Source organism: Acidobacteriota bacterium (assembly GCA_035529075.1).
Classification (GTDB): domain Bacteria; phylum Zixibacteria; class MSB-5A5; order GN15; family FEB-12; genus DATKXK01.
This window is the reverse complement of sequence record DATKXK010000010.1, coordinates 395,517-420,986: the sequence shown is the minus strand read 5'-3', so window position 1 is coordinate 420,986 and position 25,470 is coordinate 395,517. Positions and strand designations below refer to the sequence as shown.

Here is a 25,470-nt window from a genome sequence, read left to right as displayed (position 1 = left end):
GTGCCGTTACCGGCGAAACGCGCAATCTCTTTCCTGCTCAAGGAATTGCTCGCCTCACGCGGCCGAGGAAACGTCGAATTTCGCTGACACCGGCGGCCCGAGTACGTGCCGTCCGCATCAACCGGGTGAGAACCGACCCGATAACGACGCCATCGGCATACCGGGTCATGCGCCGAGCATCTTTCGGCGAAGAGACACCGAATCCGGCAACAAACGGATGAGTGACAAGCCGCCTGAGGTTCTTAAGATACCGGTCGGTAGAGGCGTCGAACTTCCTGCCTGCTCCGGTTACGCCTGTTACGGTCACGGCGTAGACGATGTCCGTGCAGGCGGCGTCGATCATGCGCACTCGTTCGGGTGAGGAGGTCGGGGCCACGAGAAAGATCGAGGACAGCAGCCACCGGTCGGCATGGCCTTTCAGCAGGGAGGCTTCTTCCACCGGCAGATCCGCCACGATATAACCGTCAATCCCGGCGTCAACCGCATCGCGGACAAACCGTGCCGGGCCGTATGCGTGTATGGGATTGTAATATCCCATCAGAACCAGCGGAATATCCGACCGTCTCCTGATCTTCTCGGCCACCCGGAATATCCGGGCAAGGTTGACACCCCTGCGCAGGGCCAGACTGGAAGAGTACTGGATGTCCGGGCCGTCGGCGAGCGGGTCCGAGAACGGCACGCCCAGCTCGACGATATCAGCTCCGCAGTCCGCCGATATCTCCGCCAGTCGGACGACGGTATTCAGATCGGGGTAGCCGGCGGTGAAGAACGGCACGAGCAGTTTATGCTCTCGCTGAGTAGAAAGGAGCGTGCGGATTCGATTCACGGGTCAAGCTCCCCGAGCCGGGCAAGGATTGGCATATCCTTGTCGCCGCGGCCGGACAGACAGATGACGACATTCTGCCTGCGGCCGAATCGCTTCCGATTCCTGATCAGGTAGGCCAGGGCGTGCGCCGTCTCCAGGGCCGGGATAATGCCTTCCAGCCTTGATACCAGCTTGAACGCCGCCAGGGCTTCCCGGTCGCCGGCTGACGCATACGTGACCCGGCCGGAGTCCTTCAAGAAAGCATGCTCCGGCCCGACCCCGGGATAATCAAGTCCGGCCGACACGGAATGAGGCAGCGTCACCTGGCCGTCGGCGTCATATATAAGGTAACTGTACGACCCATGCAGAACCCCGGGCCTGCCCCGGGCAAGGGTGGCTGCATGCCGCCTGGAGTTCAGCCCGCACCCCGCCGCCTCCACGCCGATCAGTTTCACCGATTGATCGACCAGGAAGTCGTGAAAAATACCGGCGGCGTTGGAACCACCACCGATGCAGGCTATAATGCAGTCCGGCAGCCGGCCGAGAATCCTCCGCGCCTGCCGTTTCGTTTCCCTACCGATGATTGACTGAAAGTCCCGCACTATCATAGGGTACGGGTGCGGACCCACCACCGAGCCTATAATGTAGAAGGTGGTCCGGACGTTCGTAACCCAGTCCCGAAGGGCCTCGCTGGTGGCATCCTTGAGAGTACGCGATCCCGTGTCGACCGGGACGACGTCCCCACCCAGAAGGCGCATCTTCTCCACGTTGGGCGCCTGCCGTTGCATGTCCTCGGTCCCCATGTATACGACGCAGGGCAGGCCGAATCGAGCGCACACGGTAACGGTGGCCAGCCCGTGCTGTCCGGCGCCGGTTTCGGCGATAATCCGTTTCTTTTTCATCCTGCGCGCCAGCAGGATCTGCCCGACGGTGTTGTTGATCTTGTGGGCGCCCGTGTGGGCAAGGTCCTCTCTCTTGAAATACACGCGCGGGCCCTTCAGGTGACGGGTCAGGCGTTCCGCGAAATACAGCGGCGTGGGGCGGCCGACGAAAGTGCTCAGATGCCCGCGCAGTTCGGCCTGAAACTCGCGGTCCCGCTTGAAGCGCAGGTAGGCGCGTTCCAGTTCATGCAGCGCGTACATGACCGTTTCCGGCACGTACTGCCCTCCGTACGGGCCGAACCTGCCTGCGGCATCCGGTAGTTTTTTCTTTCTATCCACCATAACGCAAGCGATTACAGACGTCAAAAAACTCTTTCAATTTCCTCGGCGATTTGACCCCGGCGGCGCTCTCCACCCCGGAGTTGACGTCAACCACGGTCGGATCAAACAACTTCACTCCCCGGGCGACGTTCCGGGCCGTAATTCCGCCCGCCAGCACCAGGTTCGGAATTGCCGGCCGGGGCCGCACGGACCAGTCAAACGTGCGGCCGGTGCCGCCCGGAAGGTTCGCCGCCGCCGCGTCGAGCATGACCAAATCGGCCGGGCTGGCGCGAAGCCGTTCGTAGTCGCGGGCATGCGCAATCCCGAACGCCTTGATCACCCGGTACCCTTCCCGCTGGAGACGGGTGACGGCCCGCACCGGTTCCTTTCCGTGCAGCTGGATGATATTCAAGCGGACTCTTCGGGCAATCCGAAGAATGGTTTCGAGATCCTCATCGACAAAGACACCGACGCGGTCAAGCACAGGCGAGGCGCACGAGCATATTTCGTGCGCACGGGCGGGCGTAACATACCGCGGTGACGGGCGGAAAAAGATAAAACCGATCATATCCCCGCCGAGTTGAGCCGCCCGCTCGGCATCCTTTGCACGAGTGATACCGCATACCTTGACGTGAAAGCGTTTCATGCGCTTCTCAACGAGCCAAGAAGGGTGACGGGGTCGCCTGCCGTAACGAGCGCCTCGCCAACCAGGAAATTGTTGTACCCGACCGCACGCAGACGGCCTATGTCCCCGGGAGCCGTAATACCGGATTCGCTCACCCGCGTGACGTGCGCGGGGATGAGCCGGCCCAGACGCTCCGACGTCGCCAGGTTTACGGTGAAATCTTCGAGGTTGCGGTTGTTTACTCCGATCAGGTCGGCACCGGCCTCCAGTGCGATCTTCAGTTCATCCTCACCGTGTACCTCAACCAGACAGTCCAGGCCAAGCTCCCGGGCGAGGCCCAGAAAGTGGCTCAGCGGGCCGGGCGCAAGCAGCGCGGCAATCAGCAACACGGCATCGGCTCTCATGGCCCGCGAGTAATAAAGCTGGTAAGCATCGATAATGAAATCTTTATACAGCACCGGCAGGGACGATTCGTTCCTGACCAGTTCAACGTGCTTTGCGCTGCCGAAGAAATACTTCTCGTCGGCCACAACCGACAGGGCTGCCGCTCCCCCTTCGCCGTATAGCCGGGCCAGGCGCACGGGATCGAAATCCTCGCGAAGAATACCTTTTGACGGCGATCCTTTCTTGATTTCCGCTATGATGTTGACAGCGGCGCTCCCGGATAACGCCCGTCGGAACCTGCCGGCAGGCGCTTCCGGCAAACTGTCCTTCAACTGCTCGACCGGCCTGTCCGTTTTCAGTTGCTCGACCTCAGACCTTTTTGCGGCCGCGATTTGCTGGAGAATCGACGTCACAATTCACTCCGTTCCGGGATAACCCAACCGCGAGCGCCTTCGCGTTTCCGTTCAGCATTCCGGAAAAAGCCCCAGTATACGAGCGAGGAGAACACATAAAGCACGATAGAAACATTGAGTGCCACGGTATATCCGAATCGTTCGATGACAAATCCGCCGATCAGTGCCGACAGCATCCAGGAGCCGGTCCAGGAAACCATCAGCAGGGCGTTGACGAGACCCTGTTCGTTCTTTTCGGCCATTTCCATACCGAAATTAGTGCTGATGGGCACGCCGAGATTCATCAGGCCGCCGCGCAGAACAAAGGCCGCCACGACCAGCGGAAGCACGTAACTGTAGGCAAGCACGAACATGAAGGGGATGGAGGCCAGTTGCGTGATGACGATCGTGCGGACAAGCCCGAGTCGCTTGGCCAGTACCGGACCCGAAAGAGTCCCGAAAAACATGGAGCAGGAGACCGCAAAGAAATACCAGCCGATCCGATCCGGCGGCAGGTCGAACCGGTCTCTGAAAAAGAGATTCAGAAAGGGGATTATCAGGCCTGCCCCGAGACCGATCAGCAGGTTGGCCGAACTGATCTTGACATAAAAACGCCCCCGCCGCTTGAGCTGGGACAAGGTGAGAGTGATCCGGTTTTCCTCTGCCGACGGCGCCGCGGCCTTAATCATTGAAAACGGGATGAGAGCCGTCAGACCGACAAGTATGCCCAGAAGAAGAGTGTAGCGATATCCCAGTATCAGGTCGCCGGTCAACGACGTCATCAGGGTCACCAGGTTTCCCGAACCGGCCGAGCCGACCATGTTCGCCAGGATCATCATGGCGAACGAGAATGAAAACAGGTGCGTCCGCTCGAGCCGTGAAGAGTTCCGCATGTAGAACGGACCCGAGGCCACGCGGTAGAACGAGAAGGCCATGCCCACCAGGAGAGCCAGGCCCCGCAGGTGCGACAGGTCGAGGAACACGCACATACCGGCGCTGAAGAAGGCAAAGAGAGTGCCGGCCAGGAGCAGGACCGGCTTGAGACGGATGCGGCTCAGCAGCAGAGCGGCCGGGACGGCAATGAGGACCATTCCGAGACCGCGCGCCGAGAGCACCTGCCCGATGGCGCTTTCCGCAAACCCGTTCTCCCGCAAGTACAGATTGAACAGCAATTGGAAGACGGCAAAGTTGATCGCCATCAGAAAGGAGCCGGTCAGGTAAAGTCGCGCGTTCCGTGAGAACATCCGGACGTGCCGAACGTACTCGGCCAGGCTCGCCCGTACTCTGGTGAGTGGCTCGACGGACGGCGGTTTGGTGGCAAGATGTGAATTCCGGGATGACATGCGCTAACTATTGGAGTGAGTAATCCAGTGCTCAAGCACTTCCCTGGCTCGACCGGTGTCAACGGCTCCGGCGGCGGCGGCAAGACCATCCCGGATCGACTCTGCTGCGCCGCCAACGTATATCATCGCGCCTGCGTTAATCAGAACCGCGTCACGGTACGGCCCCGCGTCGCCCTTCAGCACGCGCGTGAGAATCTCGAGATTGGTCTGGCTTCCACCACCCGCCACTGAGCCCGGCGCGTATGATTTGAGACCGAGGTCCTCCGGCTGCACAGAGTGCTCAGCTATGCGGCCGTCCTTGAGCTCCAGGTAGTCGGTGGGGCTGGACATGGAGAACTCGTCGTGTCCCTCCCGCGAGTGCGCCATGATAACGTGCTCCGAACCCGTGGTTTTCATCACCTCAATCATGAGGCGCATAACCGTACGATCGTACACCCCGATCACCTGTCTCTTGACGCCGGCCGGGTTGGTCATCGGTCCCAGAACGTTGAACACGGTGCGTATGCCGAGTTCCCTGCGCGTCGCCGCAGCGTGTTTCATGGCCGGGTGAAAACGCGGCGCAAAGAGAAACCCGAACCCGACTTCATTGATCGCCTTCGCGACCCTGTCCGGGCCCGGATCGATGTTGCCCCCGGTTGCCTCCAGCAGGTCCGCCGAGCCGCAGCGAGAACTGACCGAGCGGTTGCCGTGCTTGGCCACCGTGACGCCCGCCGCCGAGGTTACGATCGCCGCGGCCGTCGAAATGTTAAACGTCTGCGAATCATCACCGCCGGTGCCGCACCCGTCAACCGCGTGCGGGTCATCGATGTCAATCTTTACGGCGTGCTCCCGCATGGCGTCAACAAACCCGGCCACCTCGTCGGTCGCCTCCCCTTTCTGCATCAGCCCGATCAGCAGACCGGCAATCTGGGCCGACGTGGCCTTGCCGTCCATGATCAGGTTCATGGCTGTCTGCGCCTCGGACCGTGTCAGATCGCCCTTGGCCAGCACTTTCTTCAGCAGTTCTTGGATCATATCAGAGCGTCTCCAGGAAATTCCGAAAGATCTCCTTCCCGCACGGCGTCATGATCGACTCGGGATGGAACTGCACGCCGTACAACCTCAGTGATTGATGCTCGAGTCCCATGATGACACCGTCGTCCGTCCAGGCGGTCGTCCTGAAACCGGACGGCAGGCTGGACGCGTCCACCGTCAGCGAATGGTACCTCGTGGCCTGAAAGGGACAGTCTAATCCGGCGAACAGCGTGGAGCCGTCATGATGAATCTCGGACGTCTTGCCGTGCACGGGCGCGGGCGCATAGGTGATCCGGCCGCCGAAGACCTGGGCCAGGGCCTGATGGCCCAGACAGATCCCGAGGATCGGCACTTTCGAGGTGGCCAGCTTGACCAGTTCGTTCATGACACCTGCATTCTCCGGCCGCCCGGGTCCCGGCGAAAGCAGGATTGCCCGGGGCTGCATCGCGAGGGCGTCGGAGGCGCTGATTTCATCGTTGCGATACACCACCGGCTCGGCACCCAGCATCGCAAAATACTGTACGATGTTGTACGTAAAGGAGTCGTAGTTGTCGAGCATCAGTATCACGGCGCCTTCTCCCCCGTGACTGCTTCAATCATTGCCGAAGCCTTGGCCACGGTCTCGTGATATTCCCGACGGGGACGGGAATCGGCCACGATACCGGCGCCCGCCTGAACGAAAAAGGCGTCGTCGCGCTTGACCACCGTTCGAATGGCAATGCAGGAATCCAGGTTCCCCCAGAAATCCAGGTAGGCGACGGACCCTGCGTAGACGCCCCGTCGCCGGTTCTCCAGCTCGTCGATTATCTCCATGGCTCGGATTTTGGGCGCTCCCGAGACCGTTCCCGCGGGGAAACAGGCAAAGTGACCCTCCAGCGGCGACAGCCGCGCTTTGAGTCGCCCCGTAACGGAACTGACCATATGAATAACGTGCGAGTACTTCTCTATCGCCATCTGCTCCCGAACCGCCACCGACCCGGCCTGGCTGACCCTGCCGATATCGTTCCTGCCCAGGTCCAGCAGCATGGTATGTTCCGCCAGCTCCTTGCTATCCGACAGTAAATCTGCAATGCGCCTTTCATCCTCGCGCTCGTCTCTGCCACGAGGCCGAGTCCCCGCGATGGGGCGAGTTTCGATCACGCCGTCCTCGACCCGCACCATCATCTCCGGCGACGAACCGATGATCGCATTCTCGCCGAATTTCAGGAAATACATATACGGTGAGGGGTTTATACGCCGCAGCCGGCGATACACTTGAAGACCTGACTGCGTGACGTCCAAGCGCCAGCGCTGTGAAAGTACGACTTGAAAGATGTCGCCTTCCTTTATGTAACGCTTGCCTTTACGGACCATCCGCTCGAACTCCCCGGGGCTGCAGCCGGCGGTGATGCGTGGACGCGGCACGCGCTCTCGACCGACCGACCTTCGCAACGGCCTGCCCAGGCGGGCCACGATACCCTCAACGCTCTTTCGGGCCTCGCGGTACTTCGATACCAGCCCCGGCTCCCCCCGGTCGTGCATGATGTTGGCAATGATGACGATTTCCTGCCTGAGGTGGTCGAACACGATGATACGGCTGTAGAGCCCGAACATCATCTCCGGCAGCCCGATGTCGTCGGCGTTGTCGTCGGGAATCTTCTCCATCCAGCGGACGCAGTCATAGGAAAAGTAGCCCACGGCGCCGCCGGTAAACCTCGGCAGCCCGGGCAGCCGCACCGGGCGGTACACGGCGAACAGTTCCCGAAGAAAGTCGTGAGGCCGGGCGTCAAACTTCCGCAGCTGTCGGCCCCGGCGCACCAGAACCTGCGAGCCGGCCCCTTCGATGACCAGGAACGGATCGTAGCCGAGAACCGAGTACCGCGCGAGCTTCTCCCCGCCTTCAACCGACTCGAGCAGGAACGACGTGTGCCGGCTGGCGGCCAGCTTCATGAAGGCGGATACCGGTGTCTCGAGGTCGGATGGTACCCTGGCGACAACGGGAATAACATTGGCCCGACGGTTGAGCTTGCGTACCTCTGAGAGTGAAATCATTGAAACGCGAAAGAACCTTCCATAACGAACCGCGCCGGCCCGGTCAGCTCAATGATATTGGTATCGGCACTCCAGTCGACGGCGAGCACTCCCGCCTCGAATTCGACGCGGCATCGTCGATCGACCAGACCGAGCATCACCATTGCGCACGCCGCCGCGGCGGCGCCTGTTCCCGAAGAACACGTGGCTCCGGCACCGCGTTCCCATTCGCCTACCCGGAGCCGGCGCCGGCTGAGGACCTTGACGAACTCGACGTTCGTTCCCTCGGGGAATGGCGGGGCGTTCTCGATGTCTCCCCCGAGTTGCTTCCAGTCAAAATCGAGATTGTCCACAAGCAGGACAGTGTGCGGGTTGCCCACCGACAGGCAGGTCACCGGCAGACTCAGCGGACCGACTTTCAGCGGACTGTTGATCAGGTACTTGCGCCGCGTCCTGACGGGCACCCGAGCGGTCAGAAAATCCGGCTTCCCAAGCTGCGCGGTGGCGACGTACCCGCCGGGAATGCGCCGACCGAGCGTCACTCGATCGATTCCGCTGCCCGTCCGAAACGAGAAAACCCGCTGCTTTCGGTACGTCAGTCTCCGATGAACCGCCGCGATACGCAGCCCGTTGCCTGATTTCTGTGCCCAGCCGCCGTCGGCATTGTATATGTCAATGGCGCCATCCGTGGCTCTGTCGGCCGACAGGTAGATGAGGCCGTCGGCACCGACGCCGGTCCGGCGATGGCACATCAGCCGCGCCAGTCGAGGAAATCCTCGGCGAGGCAGCCGCGTGTGCCGTTTCTCGACGACGAGAAAGTCATTGCCCAGCGCATGGTACTTTCTGAATCTGATTTCCATAGGCCGACGATAACCGTCGGGCTTTCGGCGTGCAATAGAAAACCCGCCGGTCGGCGGGTTTATTCATCCTGAAGCAGCGTTTCGGCGCTCACGCAGAGACGCACCGTCACGCGTGCTCGGAGAACAGTTTGGCCAGGCGTTTGATGCCTTCCACGATATCCTCCCTGCCGGCGTTCGAGAAGTTCAGTCGCAGGGTATTCTCGCCGCCGCCGTTCGGGAACATCGGCTCGCCATAGACGTACGCCACTTTCATCTCGACCGCTTTGGGCAGCAGGTCCTTGGCCGACATGCCCCGCGGCAGCTCGACCCACAGGAACAGGCCACCTTCCGGACGGGTCCACGTAATGGAGGAGGGAAACGTCTCCTCCATCGTCTTGAGCATCAACTCCCCCTTGGCCCGGTAGTCTGCCTTGATCTTCTCGATGTGCGGCTCCAGCAACCCCTGGTTGACGAATTCATAGACGATGTACTGAACCAGCGTGCCCGTATGCAGGTCGGCGCACTGCTTGACCTTCTCGAACTGCGCGATGATGCTCTTGTGGCCGTTCATCCAGCCGACACGAAGTCCCGGGGCTATCACTTTGGAGAACGTTTGCAGCGAGATCACGTCATCGCCACCCATGGCCTTGAGCGTGGGCACGGGTTGGCCGGTAAAACGGATGTCTCCGTACGGGTTGTCATCCACAATCGGGATTCCGTGTTCCGCGGCCAGCGCGACCAGTTCGGTGCGGCGCGCATGCGACATCGTAATCCCGGTGGGATTCTGGAAATTGGAGACGGTATAGATGAGCTTGATGGGGTACTTCTTCAATACCTTCGCTACCTGATCGGTAATAATACCGTCACTGTCCATCTCGACGGTCGCATAACGGGCGCGGTAATAATTGAACGCCTGCATGGCGCCGACGTAGGTCGGGTTCTCCGTCAGTATGTAGTCCCCCGGTTCGACAAAGGCGCGAGCCACCAGCTCGATCGCCTGCTGAGCGCCGGCCGTTACAAGCAGATTACTGACATCGGTGGGAATACCGTGGTCGTTGGCTCGCTTGGCGATCAACTCGCGCAAGGGAAGAATGCCGGACGAGAGGCTGTACTGCACGGCGGCAGCACCGTACTTTTCGAGAACTTCACAGGCAATCCGCGCCAGGTCTTGAAGCGGGAACATCTCCGGCGCCGGCAGACCGCCCGCGAATGAAATAACACCCGGCTGAGACGAGATCTTCAGGATCTCTCGAATGATCGACGTCTCCAGATCAACAACGTGCGAGGCAATCGGCCATTTACTGGGATCTACATGTTTATTCGTACCGACACGCATAACGTAGTCCTTTCTCCAACAACTCCAGCGCCGCCAACGGATACCGGAACATGACGTTTTCAGCTTTGGCAGTGGGAATATAGGAAAAACGGGGACAAAAACAACCGAAATCCCCCTCGTGCGCAAACGTGGACAAATCACCCGCCAATATAGCATTTACCGGGTTTCGAAACCGCTTACCGATTCCTGCCACCGACCCGGTAAATCATGGATGCACCGGCGGCCAGGGAGCGTGCGACAGACGCCGTCAACGATCAGTTAATCGGTTTCGGATTCGCAGGGACGGGCAAATAAAAGTGGCGCCCCGCAGAATCGAACTGCGGACACACGGATTTTCAGTCCGTTGCTCTACCAACTGAGCTAGGGCGCCCGTACCTTCGCTGAAGGCCAGTCAATTTACTACCTTTTCGGTCGATGTCAACAGAATGTTTAGCGGCGGTCAAAGAAGCAGCGTTTGGTGGCCGGGGCAAACAGCGCTCCCAGAGCGCCCAGAGAGAGAATTATCAGGATGTAGTTTTCGGCGTGACTCAAGCCGAACAGTGCACCGATAATGACGATGACGTTAAGCGCAACCAGCCCGTACCAGCCCCATTTTTTGGTCTCCCTGAAGGCCAGCGTCACGGAAATGAGGATCAGGCCGAACAACAGAAAAATGAACGGTTGTGCCATGCTGTCGTATTTGCGGTCGAGAACCGCCAGCACGATCTTGACCGCACCGTACAGCAGGTAAGATGAGGCAAACACGTAGCCGTACCATTTCACAATGTTGAATACAACCGGGACATGTTCAGTTCTGGCGCTCATAGATCTTCCTTTTCAGCGTCAGCGAACCACCTCGCCGAGGATGCTCGCTCCGATGAAACCCGCGTTGTTGCCGAGCGTGGCCGTCGTGATCCTCAGGTGTTCGGTGGCCGGGCCGCAGGCACGTTTTCGCACCTCCGCGGAGACCGACTCCACGAACCCGCCCCGACCGTCGGCGATTCCGCCTCCTATTACTACGATTTCGGGATTGAGAAGGTTCACGGTACCGGCCAATCCGACCGCCAGGTACTTCGCGGTTTCGTCTATCACGGCCCTGGCTACCTCGTCGCCCCTGTTGGCGGCGGTGAATATCTTCTTTATGTTAAGGTTGTCCAGCGAGCCGTTGAGGACTTCTTTAAATGCCGGTGTTAACTCACGTTCCAGTTTCCCTTTAGCGCGATCCATTATCGCCGATGACGAGCAATAGGCCTCCACGCAGCCGCGATTGCCGCAGTGGCAGGCAGGACCGTCGGCATTTATGGACAAATGCCCGATCTCGCCGGCCGAATGATTCGAACCGCGCCAGAGCTTGCCGTCCAGAATAATAGCCCCGCCGACTCCCGTGCCGAGAGCCACACAGACAACCGATTGATAACCGACCGCCGCCCCGAAACGCGACTCCGCCACAGCCATGGCGTTTACATCATTGTCAACGAGAACCGGCAGGTTAAGGCGTTCAGTGAGGATCTGCCCGATCTTCATTCCTTCCCAGCCGTCAATGTTGGGTGCAAAACCAACCACTCGGCCTGATTTGGGCTCTACGGCGCCGGGCGTGCCGACACCCAGGCAACTGACCTGGTAGTCTTCCTCGGCCGCATGGTACAGCAGGCTCTCGGCAATGTTGGTGACGAGGTGCATGAGCGGTTCGGCCCCCTTTTCGACCATGGTCGGACGGTGCTCCTTGAACAGGACCTTCCCCTGGCTGTCGACCAGACCGTACTTGATGCTGGTGCCCCCGATGTCAATGCCGGCAAATACTCGATTGTCACCCATAGGCTGTGGCATCTCAGGAATGAATTGCTAAAGTTATCTCCGGACAAATTGATACAGGACCGCACTCGCGACTCAAAAATCGAACATACCGCGTCCGCAAACCAAAGTCAACCTCAATCGGCCCGGCACACTATGCGTGGCCGGTCACTGGCGCCCGAGCCGAATCACCGCGAACAGGAGAAAACCGACCGAGAGAAAGGCGAAGACGAAGGTCATGCCCGCGCCCGACACCGTTCCTTCCTGGACGAAGACCGGCAGGTAGCGCAGGACTGAGTTTACCAGGACGAGGATGGTCAGCGTTGCCGGCAGACGACCACGGTCACCTCCCACGGCATTCCCGAGCAGGGCTCCCGACGCCACATGGTACAAAACGAGGAAGCTTCGTTCCAGAAGCGCGAAGGTGAAAAGAGGGGCAAGGTGCCACCCGACGTGATACCACACGTTTGCCACGCCGAATCCCGCGCCGCAGAAAGCACCGATCACGGCGCAGCGCCCGGACGTCGGTTTACGCCAGCTTATGACGAGCCAGACGGCAGCAAGCTTGAGCAACTCCTGAATCAACCCGGCTGCCAGGGACGGCGGAATACCGCGCAGATAAAGCGAGCCGCCCGAGGAGACCGACGGGACAAACCAACCTGCGATCATCATCTTCTGCAGCGGTATCTGCGTGACCAGAGCAGCCAGGAACAGCAGAGCACCCACCGAGTAGCCCAGGTACGGCTCTCCCCGTCGCAGGTCCCGCCGCGCAAAGAATAACAGGGAGACCAGCGAGATCAGCAAATAGGTTACGTAATGCGGCAGCATGACCACAAGCCCCAGGACTGTAAAACGAGGCGATGGTACGGCCTCCCGTTCGGGCACGCTGGTTCGGGGCGCCTCATCCTGGTAGATTCTAATGTCCTGATCGAGCAGGTTCACCTTGACCAGCCTCCGGTCGGCGGTGAAGGAAAGCTCGGCCCTGACCGGTTCGCTGAGCCGGATCAGAAAAACCGAGTCAAACCGATTCCGGTATATCTCCTGGTAGAAGAAGCGGTCGACGGTTCCCGTCAGCCGTGTCTTCACAAGAGCCTGAGGCTGAAAGACTGAATCAGATATCCGCTGGCCCACGCGCAGGTCACGCATGGCGAGTATGAGCTCGAGTTGATCGACGTAGTTGTTGTCCCAACCCGACATGCCCGTGTCCACCTCCAGCGACTGCGGGACCTCCCGACCGGCGCGTGTGAAATACCCGTTCACCCGGCCGCCCTGCCGCGAAAGCCGGAAATCCTCGGACTGTTCGCCCGTGATCAACGTCATGCGGTCACCCAGGTAGCCACCGGTCAGGTCCACGTAGTGTTCACGACTTTGCCGGATAACCTGCTCGCCGCCGATCATCGTATAGTCGATGGTTAGTTCCTCGGTGAGGACCAGCCCGGGACGGCCGTCCTGCGAGGCCGTGCGGGAAACGGTCGACACGAGCCGTCCGAAGGTCGAGTCACGAGAGAAGAAACTCCAGACCCGCCGGTCGCCGACCGGCCGATATGCCTGTACGGACCGGGCCGCCTCCACACTGCGGTCAGTCTCAGCCGCGACGGCCGACGCCAGCAGGAACACCGCCAAACAGGTAAGGAGAATTCTGTTCATAACCGGGTTAAGAAGATAGGTGTCCTGCGCGACATGTCAAACTGTTTGGCGCCCGGCCGGCCTGCGCGTGACTATAACAAGATCACGGGCCGACTTGGTGAACCTCTTGCTTAACAGGAGATCAGCGTACCGGTGCAGTTGCCGAAAACCCGCTGAGCGCATTGCCTGGGTAACCCGCTCAACGGTGAAATTGTCAAGTTCGTGGTAAAACGGTTCCAACAGGGGCGGACTTTCATCGATGTCCAGCCGTACCGCGTGAAGGGCCAGTTTTCGCCCGCGCCGGATCGAATACCGCACCCATATGATGCCGTCGCTCCTGGTGGCGCGAACGGGCATGACCTCACCCTCTTTGAGCGCGGCATAGTTGAGCATCTGCAACACCAGGGCGCCTCCGGGCTTGAGAACCCTGCAAAAGTTCCTGAGGCTTTTCCGAAGGTTGGCGACCGACCCGACTCCGGATATGGCGTTGGCCAGGCATACCACCAGGTCAAACCGCCCGTGAAGCAGCCCGGGCAGTGATTCAAACTGTCCGACGCGAAAAACAGGCGACCGGCCCGACGCACCGTACTTCCCCCTGGCCAGGCTGATCATTTTCCGCGACCTGTCCAGCCCGGTGGCGGCAACGCCCAGCCGGGCAAACAGCATCGCCGTCAGGCCGGTGGCACACCCGGCGTCCAGCACCGAGGTCGGCTTGAATGCTTCGGCCAGGGCGGCTACTTCGCGCGCATGGTAACTCTCCCGCGCCGCCGCGTTGGTCATAAGATCGTATTCATGCGCGTAGACGTCGCACATCGAAGGTGTTTTCCGGGAAGTCATGGCAGTAAATCACGACGGCACGGCCGCGAGCGGAACGCCGCGCGACCGGCACGCGAGTCAGCTTTCCCTCAATCGCTTCTTCAGGTACGATACCAGCGTGTCACGCGGAATGGTTTCCTGGAATCCCTCGGCCTTGAGCCACTTCTCTCGGTCAGCGGTTTTCCCGGCCTGGTCCGCACCGGAGGCCAGGTCCTTTACGGTGACCTTGTTTGACTCAAACTCGTTTGAACCGGCAATCAAGGCAAACGGTATCCCCACTCTGTCACCGTAGCGCACCTGACGCGTAAGGTTCTTGGTGTCTCCGGCGAATATCTCGGACCGGATACCGGCGTCACGCAGTTCACGAAGCATCTTCAGGTACTCAGGCAGGCGATGCCGGTCCATCACGGTGACCAGCACCTGCGAGGTCGCCCGTTCGTATTTGAAGGCTTTAAGCTCGATCAACGCGGCGAGCAGACGGTCTATCCCGATGGATGAGCCGACCGCCGGAACGGAACGGCCCAGGAAGCGGTCTACGAGGTTATCGTACCGCCCCCCTGAGAAGACCGAGCCGTAATCCCACAGTTTTGTCAGATATGTCTCGAACACCGGCCCGGTGTAGTACGCCAGCCCGCGAACGATCAACAGGTCGACGGCCGCTTTGCTCCGATCAATCCCCATGGCCTTAAGGTGATCCCGGACCGCCTCCAGCTCGCTCATCCCCTCCTCCGCCTGCCGGAACCCGCTGAGATTGCCCCTGACCCATGACAACGGATCTTTGGTGTCCCGCTTGATCGCCTCGTGCAGGAAATCCCTTATGTGGTCTATCTGGTCCGCCGGAAGACTGAGGCCGGGGATCTCGGCTCCGGAATCATCCTTTCTTCCGCTACCCAGTTCCAGTATGACGGCCTGCTCTCCCTGCTTCCGATACTTGTCCAGGACGCGCAGAACGTCCGATCCCCTTTCAGGGAGAATACCCGCCCACTCAATCAGTCCGTTTAGAATCTTGCGATTGGAATAACGAACCTCGAAATCCTCGATACCGAGATGGTCGAAGATCGTCACCATGGCGGCGATGATTTCAGCGTCGGCCAGCAGATTTTGCGTGCCGACGATATCGATGTCAAACTGCATGAACTCGCGGAAGCGCCCCGGGCCGGGCTTGTCCACGCGCCAGATATTGCCGTACTGGTAGCGTCGGAAAGGCAGCGGGAGCTCCGAATGCTCGGCCACGTAACGGGCCAGCGACAGGGTAAACTCATAACGCAGCGCCATATCAACGTCATCCGGTCCGCGAAAGCCGAACAGTTCGGCCAGCGATTCCTTGCTGTAGTGCGGTCCCAGCAGGGTTTCAGCGTACTCGAGGCTGGCTGTCTGCAACGGCAGAAAGCCCATCAGCTCCACCGCCTCGCGCACGGATGAGAGCATCTTCTCCCTCGCGATCTGTTCGGCGGGAGGGTAATCCCTGAACCCCTTGAGAACTCGCGGCTTCACTTTTTTTTGTGAACGCTTTGCCATTTGATGCCAACCTGATTTCTCTTTCGTCAACGATTCATCGGCACGTCATGCCGTGGATTTGACAACCAGTTCCGCCATGAAATCGCGGGCGCTCTCCTTTTCGCACGCGAAGATCATTTCCTCCATGTCGGCCTGCCTGGCCGCATCCATCAGCGCGCCGGACAGGGCGTTGAACTTCGCCCGCAGGTCTTCCCTGGTCATCGGCTCCGTCGGGTGGCCCTTCGGGTTCTCCAGGTACGCACTGTATTCCTTACCGTCTTTGGTGCGGATGGTCACCCGGGACGGCTGCCTGGCCGGGAACATTCGCTCAAACTCTTCGGACGCCTCTCCCTTGATACGGTCGATCACTTCCCAGATGCGGGGGTCTTTCAGCTTCTCATCGGAAAAAGTCTGCGTGGTAATTTGCCTGTCGACAATTGCGGCTGCAACACAATACGGCAACGAATGGTCGGCCGTCTCCCGGGATTCGGGGCGATACTTGTGCGGGTCAAAGAGGATATCGCATGCCCGCGCGATGGTCGTGACGGTCACCGATTCAACCTGGTCGTGGTCAATGTCATTGTCCCTGATAACCTTCAACGTGCAGCTCAGGTGCGTGTGAGTCAGCGCCTCGGTCGGAAACGCCTTCATGCTGCATTCAAGGATCTTGAACGAATCACCGAGCCTGCCGGTCAGCTTGTCCTCGTCCCAGGCCGGCCCGTAAACGTCCATCAGCCCCTCCTTGCCCTCAAAGACGGCCTCCGTGCCGGAATAGCCGTTCTGCGCCATCAGAGCAGCGAGAACACCCGCCTGGACGGCCATCGGGTCCACCGTATTCTTCATCATCGTGAGCTTGCCGGCGGTCGGACATCCGATCGTATGGTTGTGGCAGGCGCTGATCCCGATGGCGTTGACCATCTGGTCGACGGTCAGCCCCAGGAGCTTCCCGGCCACCACGGGCGAAACAAACTGGGTGAGCGTGGCATGGTGCCATTTGCGTTCGCGCACGCCGGGTACCGCGAACTCACAGAGCCGCATCTCGAACTCGTAGGCCAGCACAATCGCCGTAATGACATCCTTCATGGAGGCATCCACGCGTTCCCCCGCAGCCAGAGCCGCCGGTATCAGGTCGGATGGATGTGACGGGTCCTCTTTCCAGTAAATGTCGTTGAAATCCAGCGCACGGACCATCAGGGAGTTGACCAGGGCCGCGTTGACGGCCGGTATTCTCTCGCCGAAGCCTATCACCGTAGCCTCAGGCCTCCCGGCCATCTTCTCGTAGATGCCACGAACGATCCCGACGTCTCTGGTATGATATCCGCCGAGCGCGCAGCCGATTGAATCGTAGAGATACCGCTTGACCTCGCCTACGACGTCCCGGGGCAGATCGTCGTAGCGAAGGTTGACGGCGAATTCGGATATCGCTCGAGATATTGTCTTGTGCATCGATCCTCCGTCCCTGCAGCAGGCGCTAAGTCTCCAGTTGTTTCTTCACCCAGTTTTCCAGCCCGTCGCATACAATCAGTTCCTGGGCGGCTGCACCGACCGGGCTGACACCGTATGATTTCCCGTCGGCCTCTACTCGCGAATTAACGAAATCAACGGTTGCCTTTATTGATGTTCTTACGGTCAGTCTGTCGGTCCCAAACCGCTGACCGAGATCACGCGCCAGTTCCGGGGCTTCGATAGTCAGGAAGCCGTTGTTAAGGGCGTTTCGCTTGTACGTTTCACTGAACGATCCGGCGAGCACGAGTCGAATCCCCCGGTGTTTGAGTGCGGTCGCCGCCTGTTCGCGCGAACTCCCGGTGCCGAAGTTGAAGCCACCCAACAGGATATCACCGCTTTGAACCAGGTCGGAGAACTCAGGGTCATAGTTCTCCATGACCACCTCGGCCTGCTGGGCGGCGGTGAAGTCGTCAAGGTACGTGTACTTCCCCGGAAAGATACCGTCGGTGTTAAGGTTGTCCTGATGGCAGTAGATGATCTCTCCGCTGAGCCGTTCCGGAAAACCTTCTATAATGGGCACTTTTTCGGTGACCTCGGCGCCCTGCCGCCTGACTTCGACCCGTCCCGCGACCTTCCCGGGCTGCGCCGGACCCGGCAGATCGATCCTGCCGGCTACGGCCGACGCCGCCACAACCTCCGGCGACGCCAGGTATGCCTGCGCTTCCCGAGACCCCATCCGGCCCTTGAAATTCCGGTTGGTCGCCGAAATCCCGACTTCACCGTCCTCCAGCAGCCCCGCGCCGAGCCCGATGCAGGGGCCGCATCCCGGCGGAAGCGGGATCGCCCCGGCCTCCAGCAGGGTTTGCCAGTCGCCCCGCCTTTCGCTCTCGGCCTGTACTTCGCTCGAAGCCGCCGCTACGTAGAATTTGACGTGATCCGCAACCTTCTTACCCTTGATCGTTCTGGCCGCGGCGGCTATGTCCCCAACTCGACTATTGACACAGGAGACCAGATACGCCTTGTCGATCCGAACCCCGCGCCGGCTCAACTCAGCCACAGGCGCCATGTCTTTGACCGTGTCCGGCCCCGAGACGTGCGGCGAGACCGTGCTCAAGTCAAGGGTTAGATGTTTGGCGTAAACTGCTTCTTTATCGACACTTAAGCGCCCAGCATCCAGCCGGTCGACCTTCTCCCGGGTGAGCCGTGGATGGCCGCCGTGCCCGTCCGCATCCGACGGAACGCCGGCCGTGCCCCGCCGTTTGACAAACTCGGCGCGGTCGCGCAGCCAGTCGATGGTTGCGTCGTCAACGGGAAAAACCCCGGCCAGCGCCCCCCACTCCGTGGTCATGTTGGCAATGGTCAGTCGATCATCGATTGAAAGCGCCGCGATACCGTCACCCACAAACTCTACGGCGTGGTTAAGGACTTCGTCATGATTGAAAAAGCCGCACAGGGTGATGATGACGTCTTTGCCCGAGGCTCCCGGGGCCAGTGACCCTGTCAGTTCGACCCGCGCTACCGGCGGCACCTGCCACCAGGTCCGGCCGGTCGCCCAGATGGCGGCGGCATCGGTGCGCACGATCGGCGTTCCCAGACAACCGAGCCCGCCGTACATGTTGGAGTGGCTGTCCGAAGCCACGACCATCGTGCCGGGCCAGGCGTAGCCTTCCTCGCACATGATCTGATGCCCGATCCCGCGCCCGGCCGGGTAGAAGTCGACACCCATTTCCCGGGCGAAGGCCTCGATGGCGGAGTATTTCGCGAGATTCTTCTCGCTGGTGTCCTGCACGTTGTGGTCAAGGGCGAAGACCACCTGGCGCGGGTCGGCAATTTTGCGGGCGCCTATCGCTTTGAACTTGGGAATGACGGCGCCCGTGTTGTCATGGGTCATCACGTGCGCCGGCTGGATCGACAGGTAGTCGCCGCTTCGCATACTCCGCCCCGGTTCCAGCCCCAGCGCGAACCGCTGGGCGATCTTCTCCACCAACGTCTGTGCCATGATTATTTCACCAGCTCGAAATCGATGAAGTCGGCGTGATGGAAAATGATGCTCTCCGGGCTTCGCTTTTCCCCCACCCCCTCCTTGGAGTGAGTGGCGATGACATGCATCACTTCCGACGGCAGCCCGTGCTTGAACGCCAGGCCGACACCGCTGAACGGGTGCCTGATATGCTTGCCGTAGTCGGACTTGACGGGTTTACCGTCGACGATTTCATACTCGAGCAGCTTGCCGACGTCGGCCAGCAGCGCTCCGGCCACCAGGTAGTCGCGGTTGACGGGCGTCTTGCCGTCGCCGTGAACGTCGTCGAGCACGTCGTTGACGGCAATGCACATGCGGCAGACCGCCCGCACGTGATCAATGAACGTAATCTTGACGTCCTCAGCCAGGAGCGTAAAGGGAATGCCTCGCAGCAAGCGCTCCGTCCACCCGCGAAAGGCTATCGCCTCTTCCCAGCAGGCGATTACGTTCTCCCGGAGGTCCGGCGCGGAAATCTCGTTAACCTCGGGTAGAAGCCGTACAACCAGTTCTCTCATGTATGCCTCGGTAATAATCTGTTTGCGGACCGTTCGTGCGACATAATATCATCTGCCGGTACCCCGGTCAAACGCTTTTTGGCGCTTCGGCCGGTCGGGGCCGGCCGTCCCCGTTTGCCGCCTCCTGTGAGCACCGGCCGCCGTCATGGAACCGACGGTCAAAAAAAACTTGGCATTCCCGGTCGGAGCTACTTTCTTGCTGGCGTTTTCAACGGGGTTACGGGCTGAGAGCGCGAAGCGCCACGATCCGGACTCGGCGAAAAACACATCATCGCGGGAGAACCGATGTCGAAGAACTTTGCCATAACCGGCGTGGCCGGCTACGTTGCGTCACGCCACCTCAGAGCGATTAAGGAAACCGGGAACCGCCTGGTGGCGGCCGTGGATCCCAGTGATTCGGTCGGGATACTTGACCGTCATTTTACGGACGTCAAGTTTTTCACTGAGTTTGAGCGATTCGACCGCCACCTGGATAAGCTGCGGCGGCAGTCGGAAGATAAACGGGTCCATTACGTGTCCATTTGTTCGCCGAATTACCTGCATGACGCGCACGTGCGGTTTGCCCTGCGGATCGGTGCCGACGCGATATGCGAAAAACCGCTCGTTCTCAACCCCTGGAACATTGATCCGCTCAGGCAACTGGAGCAGGAGTCCGGTCGTCACGTCAGTACTATCCTGCAGTTGCGCGTGCATCCCTCGCTGATCGCCCTGAGAGACAAAATCGCCCGGGAAAAGGCGAACCGGAAGTACGAGGTGGTTCTCACGTACATTACGGCGCGCGGGCCGTGGTACCTGATCTCTTGGAAGGGCCAGCCGGACCGGTCGGGAGGCCTGGCTACGAATATCGGCATCCACTTCTTTGACCTGCTCATATGGTTGTTCGGCCCGGTACAGCACAGCGAGGTTCACCACAGCGAACCGACGAAAACGGCCGGCTTCCTGGAACTACAGAAGGCGAACGTACGGTGGTACCTTTCCATCGACCGCGCTGACCTTCCCCGGGGCGCGTCCGATTCGGGACAGACGACCTACCGATCAATCACGATCGGCGGGGAGGAAATCGAGTTCTCGGCAGGCTTTACCGACCTGCACACGGTGGCGTACCGGGAGATTCTGGCGGGCCGGGGGTTCGGCCTGGAGGAATCCAGACCGTCGATTACGCTGGCTCACGATATCCGCGTGGCGAAAGCGACCGGCAAAAACGAAAACTCACACCCGCTCCTGAAGTGATTCACCGGCGGCACGTCACCGGTGCTTCCGGCCGCATCCGGGCGTTACGGGAAAATCCCCAGTTGCATGTATGAAACAGCGACTTTGTTAATAGCGGTGAGGAATGCCGCCGTCCGCAGATCGGAGCAACCCTCGGTCTGCAGACAGATCTCCCGCATCTCATCGTAGGCATTGAACATGGTCTCTTCCAGTCCGGAGTTGACCAGGTCGATCTCGTCCGCGCCGTGAACGGCCACCCGACGCTGATCTTCAGAGAGCGACTTGCCCGTCAGCGTCTCGACGGTTTCTATCAACTTGGCGTGCGTGGCTTCTTCGTACCGTTTGCTCAAACGGCCGAACCGCACGTGAGAGAGGTTCTTGAGCCATTCAAAGTACGAAACCGTCACGCCGCCCGCGTTCAGGTAGGTGTCCGGCACTATCAGCACGCCTTTCCCTTTGAGGATTTCTTCCGCATCAGCGGTGATCGGCCCGTTGGCGGCCTCGGCGACGATTTTGGCTTTGACCCGGGGAGCGTTTTCGACCGTTATCTGGCGCTCGAGGGCGGCGGGGATAAGGATATCGCACTCGTACTCGAGAGCGTCGGAATTGGCGGCAAAGTTCGTGGCCCCGGGAAAGTTGAGTATCGTACCGGACTCCTTGCGATGCGCCTGCACCTGGTCGACATCAAGGCCGCGGTCATTGTAAATGGCCCCGTCATACTCGGCCAGGGCCACCAGCACCGCTCCGGCTTCCTGCAGGAATCTGGCCGTGTAATAGCCGACGTTGCCCAGCCCCTGAACGACGATTCGCTTGCCCTCTATACCGGGGGCCAGCCCGATCTTTTTCATGTCCTCGGCGTACGAGATAGCCCGCACCAGGCCGTAGAACACGCCGCGTCCCGTGGCCTCGGTCCGGCCGTGAATCCCCCCCTGTGCGATCGGCTTTCCCGTCACGCAGGCTGCGGCATCAATCTGATTCGGATTCAGGGCGCTGTACGTGTCGACGATCCAGGCCATTTCCCGGCTGCTCGTACCATAGTCCGGGGCCGGTACGTCCACGCCCGGGCCTATGAAACTTTTCCTGGCCAGCTCCGAGGTGTACCTGCGCGTTATGCGCTCGAGCTGCGCCTCCGTGTACTTGCGCGGTTCCACCCGGACACCGCCTTTCGCCCCCCCGAAGGGCACGTCGACGATGGCGCATTTGAACGTCATGAGAGCCGCCAGCGCCTTGACCTCGTCCTCGGAGACCATTTCACTGTACCGGATGCCGCCCTTGACCGGCAACTTGTGATGGCTGTGCTCAACGCGGAAGGCCTGGATTATCTCGATAGAGCCGTCATCGCGCTTGAGCGGGAATTTGAACTCGTAAATGCTGTTGCAGTACTTTATCTGGTTGAGCAGACCCGGTGGATGCCTGGTCAGTTTCGCCGCCTTGTCAAAAAAGGCCAGCACCGTTTCAAAAAACGACAGGTCATTCTTTCGCATACATCCCTCGCGTGAGATTTCGCGCCCCCGCCACATCGACCCCGGGGACCGTGCAGCGGTCGCGTCGCCTGAATGGAGCCGCTCATCGTGCGACTGAGTCATACCAAACTAACTCCGATCGGCCCGGCAGGCAAGCCTCTTGTCAAATGCGGACCGCTGGACCGTAAGCGCCCTGCCGGCCCGGCGCGAGCAAGGTGGTCCCGACGGCCGGGCAGCGCACTGCCGATATTCCTTTCCCTTTTGCCTGTTTATGCATTAGATTCCTCGTAATCGTAGCGAACGGCAGCACACCGAACGTATGACCTGACCAGCGAGAGGATATCCATATGCGAGCCCTGGCCATTTTCCTTACTCTGCTTCTGACTGCCGATTTTGCGGCCGCCGGCAGCGACGGGCAGCTCACCGACGACCTTGTCGGTCGCCTTCAATCGGAGTTTCGGGACTCGGCTGACCGCAAGGCCGTCGTAAACGCCGTCACCAACAACGATGTTTCCGCCCTGGCGCTGAATCGCGAAAAACTCGTCCACCATGACACGTACTTCTCCCTTAAACTCAAGGGTGCCGGGATCACCAACCAGAAGAGTTCCGGTCGATGCTGGCTGTTCGCGGGATTAAACGTCTTCGCCCCGGCGGTGATGAAGAGGCTTGAGCTCTCCTCCTTCGAGTTCTCACAGTCCTACCTGGCCTTCTGGGACAAGATGGAGAAAGCCAACACGTTCCTGGAGCAGATGATCACATACCGTGACAAGCCAATTGATGATCGTCGCCTCGTGATTCTCCTGCGCTCTCCGTTTGGCGACGGCGGTTACTGGCAATATGTAACGGCCCTGATCCGGAAGCACGGCGTAGTGCCGAAATCGGCCATGCCGGAGACGATACAGTCGTCAAAGACCGGGACGATCAACCAACTGGCCAGTGTCAAGCTGCGTCGCTGCGCCTCCGAACTTCGCCAGATGCACGAGGCCGGCAAGAGCGTCGACGAACTGAGGAAGCACAAGGAAGCCATGCTCGGCGAGATATATACCCTCCTGGCAGTCCACTACGGCGAGCCTCCGGCCGAGTTTACCTACCGGGCCGAGACGAAAGACACCACTCTGCTGGCGACATCGGCGTACACGCCGGCGTCGTTCCGCGACCAGTATATCGGCGCCGAGCTGCCTGAATACGCGGTCCTGATGAACGATCCGACCAAGCCTCTTGACCGCATGTACCAACTCCAGGACAGCCGCAACATATATGAGTCCGAGGACCTGGTTCACTTGAACCTGCCGATTGAGAAGCTGAAGCAGTACGCCGTGGCGGCCCTTCTTGACAGCCAGGCGATTTACTTTTCCTGCGACGTCGGCAAGGAGCGTTACAGCGATTCTGCGCTGCTCATGACCGGCATTTACGAGTACGACCGCGTGTTCGGCATCGACTTCCCCATGACCAAGGCCGAACGGCTCGCGTACCGGGAAAGCACCCCCAACCATGCCATGGTGCTGATGGGCGTTGATACTTCCGCGAGCGGCGAGCCCGTCAAGTGGCTCGTGCAGAACAGCTGGGGGACCGAACGCGGTGATGATGGAATGTGGTACATGTACGACGGCTGGTTTGATACTTACGTCTACACGCTTGCCGTGCCGAAAGGCCTTCTGACCGATGAAGACATGAGGAAGCTGGAGCTAAAGCCGATTCCCATACCACCGTGGGATCCCATGTGGGAGGCCCAGAGGTAGCCGCCGGCATTCGGCGTGACGTCGATAACCAATGAGCATCATAGACGAGCTTTGCCGGATTTTGCCGCCCGAGCAGGTTTCCACGCAGCCCGACCAGCTTGCCGTAGCGGCCGAGGATGAATCCACGCTGCCCGGCGTGACTCCGCTGGCCGTCGTCTGGGCCATGAGCACGGCAGATATCGCCGGGGTTGTGAAGCTATGCTGCGCCGGCGGCACGCCGATCACGACTCGCGGGGCAGGCAGCGCGCTGGAAGGCTCCACCATCCCCCTGGCCGACGGTATCGTTCTGGACCTCAGCCGCATGAACCGGGTCCTCGATTTCTGGCCCGAGGATCTCCAGGTCCGGGTCGAACCCGGCATCGTCTATGACGATCTTAACGAGCACCTCAAGCGCGAGGGACTTTTCTTCCCACCCTCCCCGGGAGGTTCCGGTGACGTCGCCACGGTCGGCGGGATGGTCGCCACCAACGCCAGCGGCGTCTACTCGGTCAAGTATGGAGGTACCCGCCAGTACGTGCTGGCCCTGGAGGTTGTCACCGGGACGGGTGACGTTCTCAAGCTGGGGAACCGTGCCTCCAAGCGGTCCAGCGGTTACAGCCTTGTCGATCTTGTGGCCGGGTCCGAGGGAACCCTGGCGATCATATCCGCCGTGACAATCCGGCTCGCCGGTATACCGGAAGACCGGTTGCAGACTGCCTTCAAGTTCCCGACCGAGACGGATGCGGCTCGCGCCGTGTCGGAGATGTATCGCTACGGACTGGACCTGGCCGCCGTGGAGTTCCTGGACCGGCGCATTACGAAAGCCCTCAACCGCCTGAAAGATTACGGCCTGGAAGAAGTGCCGACTCTGTTCCTGGAGTTCCACGGCCCGCGTCCGGCACTGGAATCGAACAACTCCCTGGCCGAAGAAATCTGCTCTGAGTTCGGCGCTGAGAAGCTCGAACTGGCCGGCGACCACCGCCCGTGGGAGATCCGCCACTGGGTTACCGACGCCGTCAAGCACTTTGAGCCCGGGTACACCGTTATCCGCAACGACGTCGCCTTCCCCATATCGAGACTGCCCGAGATGGTGGAATATTGTCACCGCCTCGGAGATGAACGCGGAATTACGATGTTCACGTTCGGCCACGTAGGTCTCGGCCTGCTGCACGCGCTTATGCTCGCACGGAGGGACGACGAAGACGAATGGGCCACCGCCTGCGACATCAACCACATGATAGTCGAGAAAGCGATCCAACTGGAAGGCAGTATCTCCGGCGAACACGGCATTGGACTGGGCCACAAAGACCTGTTCGCCAAGGAACACGGTGCGGCGGTCGACCTCATGCGCGGCATCAAGAGACAGTTCGATCCGAGGAATATCCTGAACCCGGGCAAAATATTCGACATGTAAAGCCTCAGGCTCCCGCGACCCGATAA

General features: G+C 60.3%; 22 protein-coding genes and 1 tRNA gene. 3 read left to right on the top strand and 20 right to left on the bottom strand.

Translation table 11 applies throughout. From position 1 onward, the window contains the following. Positions 1-37: 37 nt before the first annotated feature. From trpA to VMY05_04975, 19 genes are all read right to left on the bottom strand, one after another. Positions 38-826, bottom strand: coding sequence for a tryptophan synthase subunit alpha (trpA, locus tag VMY05_05065; protein ID HUV30447.1), 789 nt, complete (start codon positions 824-826; stop codon positions 38-40). Then, complete coding sequence (trpB, locus tag VMY05_05060) at positions 823-2,028, bottom strand: tryptophan synthase subunit beta (protein ID HUV30446.1); 1,206 nt, start codon at positions 2,026-2,028, stop codon at positions 823-825. Before trpB ends, trpA begins: the two co-directional genes overlap by 4 nt. Next, positions 2,018-2,653 carry a phosphoribosylanthranilate isomerase gene (locus tag VMY05_05055; protein ID HUV30445.1) on the bottom strand — a complete coding sequence of 212 codons (636 nt, stop codon included), beginning with the start codon at positions 2,651-2,653 and terminating at the stop codon, positions 2,018-2,020. Before VMY05_05055 ends, trpB begins: the two co-directional genes overlap by 11 nt. After that, positions 2,650-3,429: an indole-3-glycerol phosphate synthase TrpC gene (gene trpC / locus VMY05_05050; protein ID HUV30444.1), complete on the bottom strand. Its 780-nt coding sequence runs from the start codon at positions 3,427-3,429 to the stop codon at positions 2,650-2,652. The genes VMY05_05055 and trpC overlap by 4 nt, the downstream gene beginning before the upstream one ends. Then, on the bottom strand, positions 3,426-4,751 hold the full coding sequence (locus VMY05_05045; protein ID HUV30443.1) for an MFS transporter: 1,326 nt from the start codon (positions 4,749-4,751) through the stop codon (positions 3,426-3,428). Before VMY05_05045 ends, trpC begins: the two co-directional genes overlap by 4 nt. A 3-nt stretch (positions 4,752-4,754) precedes the next feature. Further along, complete coding sequence (gene trpD / locus VMY05_05040; GenBank protein HUV30442.1) at positions 4,755-5,765, bottom strand: anthranilate phosphoribosyltransferase; 1,011 nt, start codon at positions 5,763-5,765, stop codon at positions 4,755-4,757. Position 5,766: 1 nt separating this feature from the next. Next, positions 5,767-6,333 (bottom strand): aminodeoxychorismate/anthranilate synthase component II, encoded by a 567-nt coding sequence (locus VMY05_05035; GenBank protein ID HUV30441.1) that lies wholly within the window; start codon positions 6,331-6,333, stop codon positions 5,767-5,769. Then, positions 6,330-7,796, bottom strand: a complete 1,467-nt coding sequence (trpE, locus tag VMY05_05030; protein ID HUV30440.1) for an anthranilate synthase component I — start codon at positions 7,794-7,796, stop codon at positions 6,330-6,332. The genes VMY05_05035 and trpE overlap by 4 nt, the downstream gene beginning before the upstream one ends. After that, on the bottom strand, positions 7,793-8,635 hold the full coding sequence (gene dapF, locus VMY05_05025; protein HUV30439.1) for a diaminopimelate epimerase: 843 nt from the start codon (positions 8,633-8,635) through the stop codon (positions 7,793-7,795). The genes trpE and dapF overlap by 4 nt, the downstream gene beginning before the upstream one ends. Positions 8,636-8,741: 106 nt before the next feature. Further along, positions 8,742-9,950 (bottom strand): PLP-dependent aminotransferase family protein, encoded by a 1,209-nt coding sequence (locus tag VMY05_05020; GenBank protein HUV30438.1) that lies wholly within the window; start codon positions 9,948-9,950, stop codon positions 8,742-8,744. 297 nt (positions 9,951-10,247) lie between these two features. Next, positions 10,248-10,320: transfer RNA gene (locus tag VMY05_05015), tRNA-Phe, on the bottom strand. A 59-nt stretch (positions 10,321-10,379) separates the two neighbouring features. Further along, the gene (locus tag VMY05_05010) at positions 10,380-10,754 is read right to left on the bottom strand and encodes a hypothetical protein (GenBank protein HUV30437.1); all 375 of its coding nucleotides are present in this window, start codon (positions 10,752-10,754) and stop codon (positions 10,380-10,382) included. 18 nt (positions 10,755-10,772) lie between these two features. Continuing rightward, the gene (locus tag VMY05_05005; protein ID HUV30436.1) at positions 10,773-11,744 is read right to left on the bottom strand and encodes an ROK family protein; all 972 of its coding nucleotides are present in this window, start codon (positions 11,742-11,744) and stop codon (positions 10,773-10,775) included. Positions 11,745-11,888: 144 nt separating this feature from the next. Beyond that, on the bottom strand, positions 11,889-13,367 hold the full coding sequence (locus tag VMY05_05000) for a hypothetical protein (GenBank protein ID HUV30435.1): 1,479 nt from the start codon (positions 13,365-13,367) through the stop codon (positions 11,889-11,891). Positions 13,368-13,403: 36 nt separating this feature from the next. Then, entirely contained in the window at positions 13,404-14,159 is a 756-nt protein-coding gene (locus VMY05_04995; protein HUV30434.1) for a class I SAM-dependent methyltransferase, read from the bottom strand. 81 nt (positions 14,160-14,240) lie between these two features. Continuing rightward, the gene (gene hisS / locus VMY05_04990; protein ID HUV30433.1) at positions 14,241-15,680 is read right to left on the bottom strand and encodes a histidine--tRNA ligase; all 1,440 of its coding nucleotides are present in this window, start codon (positions 15,678-15,680) and stop codon (positions 14,241-14,243) included. A gap of 45 nt (positions 15,681-15,725) precedes the next feature. Further along, complete coding sequence (locus VMY05_04985; protein HUV30432.1) at positions 15,726-17,105, bottom strand: MmgE/PrpD family protein; 1,380 nt, start codon at positions 17,103-17,105, stop codon at positions 15,726-15,728. Between the two features lie 25 nt (positions 17,106-17,130). Further along, on the bottom strand, positions 17,131-19,104 hold the full coding sequence (lysF, locus tag VMY05_04980) for a homoaconitase (GenBank protein HUV30431.1): 1,974 nt from the start codon (positions 19,102-19,104) through the stop codon (positions 17,131-17,133). A 2-nt stretch (positions 19,105-19,106) separates the two neighbouring features. Further along, on the bottom strand, positions 19,107-19,640 hold the full coding sequence (locus VMY05_04975; GenBank protein ID HUV30430.1) for a hypothetical protein: 534 nt from the start codon (positions 19,638-19,640) through the stop codon (positions 19,107-19,109). Between the two features lie 285 nt (positions 19,641-19,925). On the opposite strand from VMY05_04975, the gene VMY05_04970 reads away from it, so the two are divergent. Then, positions 19,926-20,870 (top strand): Gfo/Idh/MocA family oxidoreductase, encoded by a 945-nt coding sequence (locus VMY05_04970; GenBank protein ID HUV30429.1) that lies wholly within the window; start codon positions 19,926-19,928, stop codon positions 20,868-20,870. 44 nt (positions 20,871-20,914) lie between these two features. Here the strand turns inward: VMY05_04970 and VMY05_04965 are convergent, their stop codons facing one another. Continuing rightward, entirely contained in the window at positions 20,915-22,333 is a 1,419-nt protein-coding gene (locus VMY05_04965) for a Glu/Leu/Phe/Val dehydrogenase (GenBank protein HUV30428.1), read from the bottom strand. A 326-nt stretch (positions 22,334-22,659) separates the two neighbouring features. Between VMY05_04965 and VMY05_04960 the strand changes: the two genes are divergently transcribed. Together VMY05_04960 and VMY05_04955 are read left to right on the top strand one after the other, a co-directional pair. Then, positions 22,660-24,051, top strand: a complete 1,392-nt coding sequence (locus tag VMY05_04960) for a C1 family peptidase (GenBank protein HUV30427.1) — start codon at positions 22,660-22,662, stop codon at positions 24,049-24,051. Positions 24,052-24,082: 31 nt separating this feature from the next. After that, the gene (locus VMY05_04955) at positions 24,083-25,444 is read left to right on the top strand and encodes an FAD-binding oxidoreductase (GenBank protein HUV30426.1); all 1,362 of its coding nucleotides are present in this window, start codon (positions 24,083-24,085) and stop codon (positions 25,442-25,444) included. The last annotated feature ends 26 nt before the right edge of the window (positions 25,445-25,470 follow it).

Excerpts from the sequence above, each read along its gene's own strand:
- VMY05_04960 (HUV30427.1), top strand. The coding sequence starts at position 22,660 with ATGCGAGCCCTGGCCATTTTCCTTACTCTGCTTCTGACTGCCGATTTT.
- VMY05_04955 (HUV30426.1), top strand. The coding sequence starts at position 24,083 with ATGAGCATCATAGACGAGCTTTGCCGGATTTTGCCGCCCGAGCAGGTT.
- VMY05_04975 (HUV30430.1), bottom strand. The coding sequence starts at position 19,640 with ATGAGAGAACTGGTTGTACGGCTTCTACCCGAGGTTAACGAGATTTCC.
- VMY05_04985 (HUV30432.1), bottom strand. The coding sequence starts at position 17,105 with ATGCACAAGACAATATCTCGAGCGATATCCGAATTCGCCGTCAACCTT.
- VMY05_05000 (HUV30435.1), bottom strand. The coding sequence starts at position 13,367 with ATGAACAGAATTCTCCTTACCTGTTTGGCGGTGTTCCTGCTGGCGTCG.
- VMY05_04995 (HUV30434.1), bottom strand. The coding sequence starts at position 14,159 with ATGTGCGACGTCTACGCGCATGAATACGATCTTATGACCAACGCGGCG.
- VMY05_05020 (HUV30438.1), bottom strand. The coding sequence starts at position 9,950 with ATGCGTGTCGGTACGAATAAACATGTAGATCCCAGTAAATGGCCGATT.
- VMY05_04965 (HUV30428.1), bottom strand. The coding sequence starts at position 22,333 with ATGCGAAAGAATGACCTGTCGTTTTTTGAAACGGTGCTGGCCTTTTTT.
- VMY05_05055 (HUV30445.1), bottom strand. The coding sequence starts at position 2,653 with ATGAAACGCTTTCACGTCAAGGTATGCGGTATCACTCGTGCAAAGGAT.
- VMY05_05045 (HUV30443.1), bottom strand. The coding sequence starts at position 4,751 with ATGTCATCCCGGAATTCACATCTTGCCACCAAACCGCCGTCCGTCGAG.
- dapF (HUV30439.1), bottom strand. The coding sequence starts at position 8,635 with ATGGAAATCAGATTCAGAAAGTACCATGCGCTGGGCAATGACTTTCTC.
- trpE (HUV30440.1), bottom strand. The coding sequence starts at position 7,796 with ATGATTTCACTCTCAGAGGTACGCAAGCTCAACCGTCGGGCCAATGTT.
- lysF (HUV30431.1), bottom strand. The coding sequence starts at position 19,104 with ATGGCACAGACGTTGGTGGAGAAGATCGCCCAGCGGTTCGCGCTGGGG.
- hisS (HUV30433.1), bottom strand. The coding sequence starts at position 15,680 with ATGGCAAAGCGTTCACAAAAAAAAGTGAAGCCGCGAGTTCTCAAGGGG.
- trpB (HUV30446.1), bottom strand. The coding sequence starts at position 2,028 with ATGGTGGATAGAAAGAAAAAACTACCGGATGCCGCAGGCAGGTTCGGC.
- VMY05_05005 (HUV30436.1), bottom strand. The coding sequence starts at position 11,744 with ATGGGTGACAATCGAGTATTTGCCGGCATTGACATCGGGGGCACCAGC.
- trpD (HUV30442.1), bottom strand. The coding sequence starts at position 5,765 with ATGATCCAAGAACTGCTGAAGAAAGTGCTGGCCAAGGGCGATCTGACA.
- VMY05_05010 (HUV30437.1), bottom strand. The coding sequence starts at position 10,754 with ATGAGCGCCAGAACTGAACATGTCCCGGTTGTATTCAACATTGTGAAA.
- VMY05_04970 (HUV30429.1), top strand. The coding sequence starts at position 19,926 with ATGTCGAAGAACTTTGCCATAACCGGCGTGGCCGGCTACGTTGCGTCA.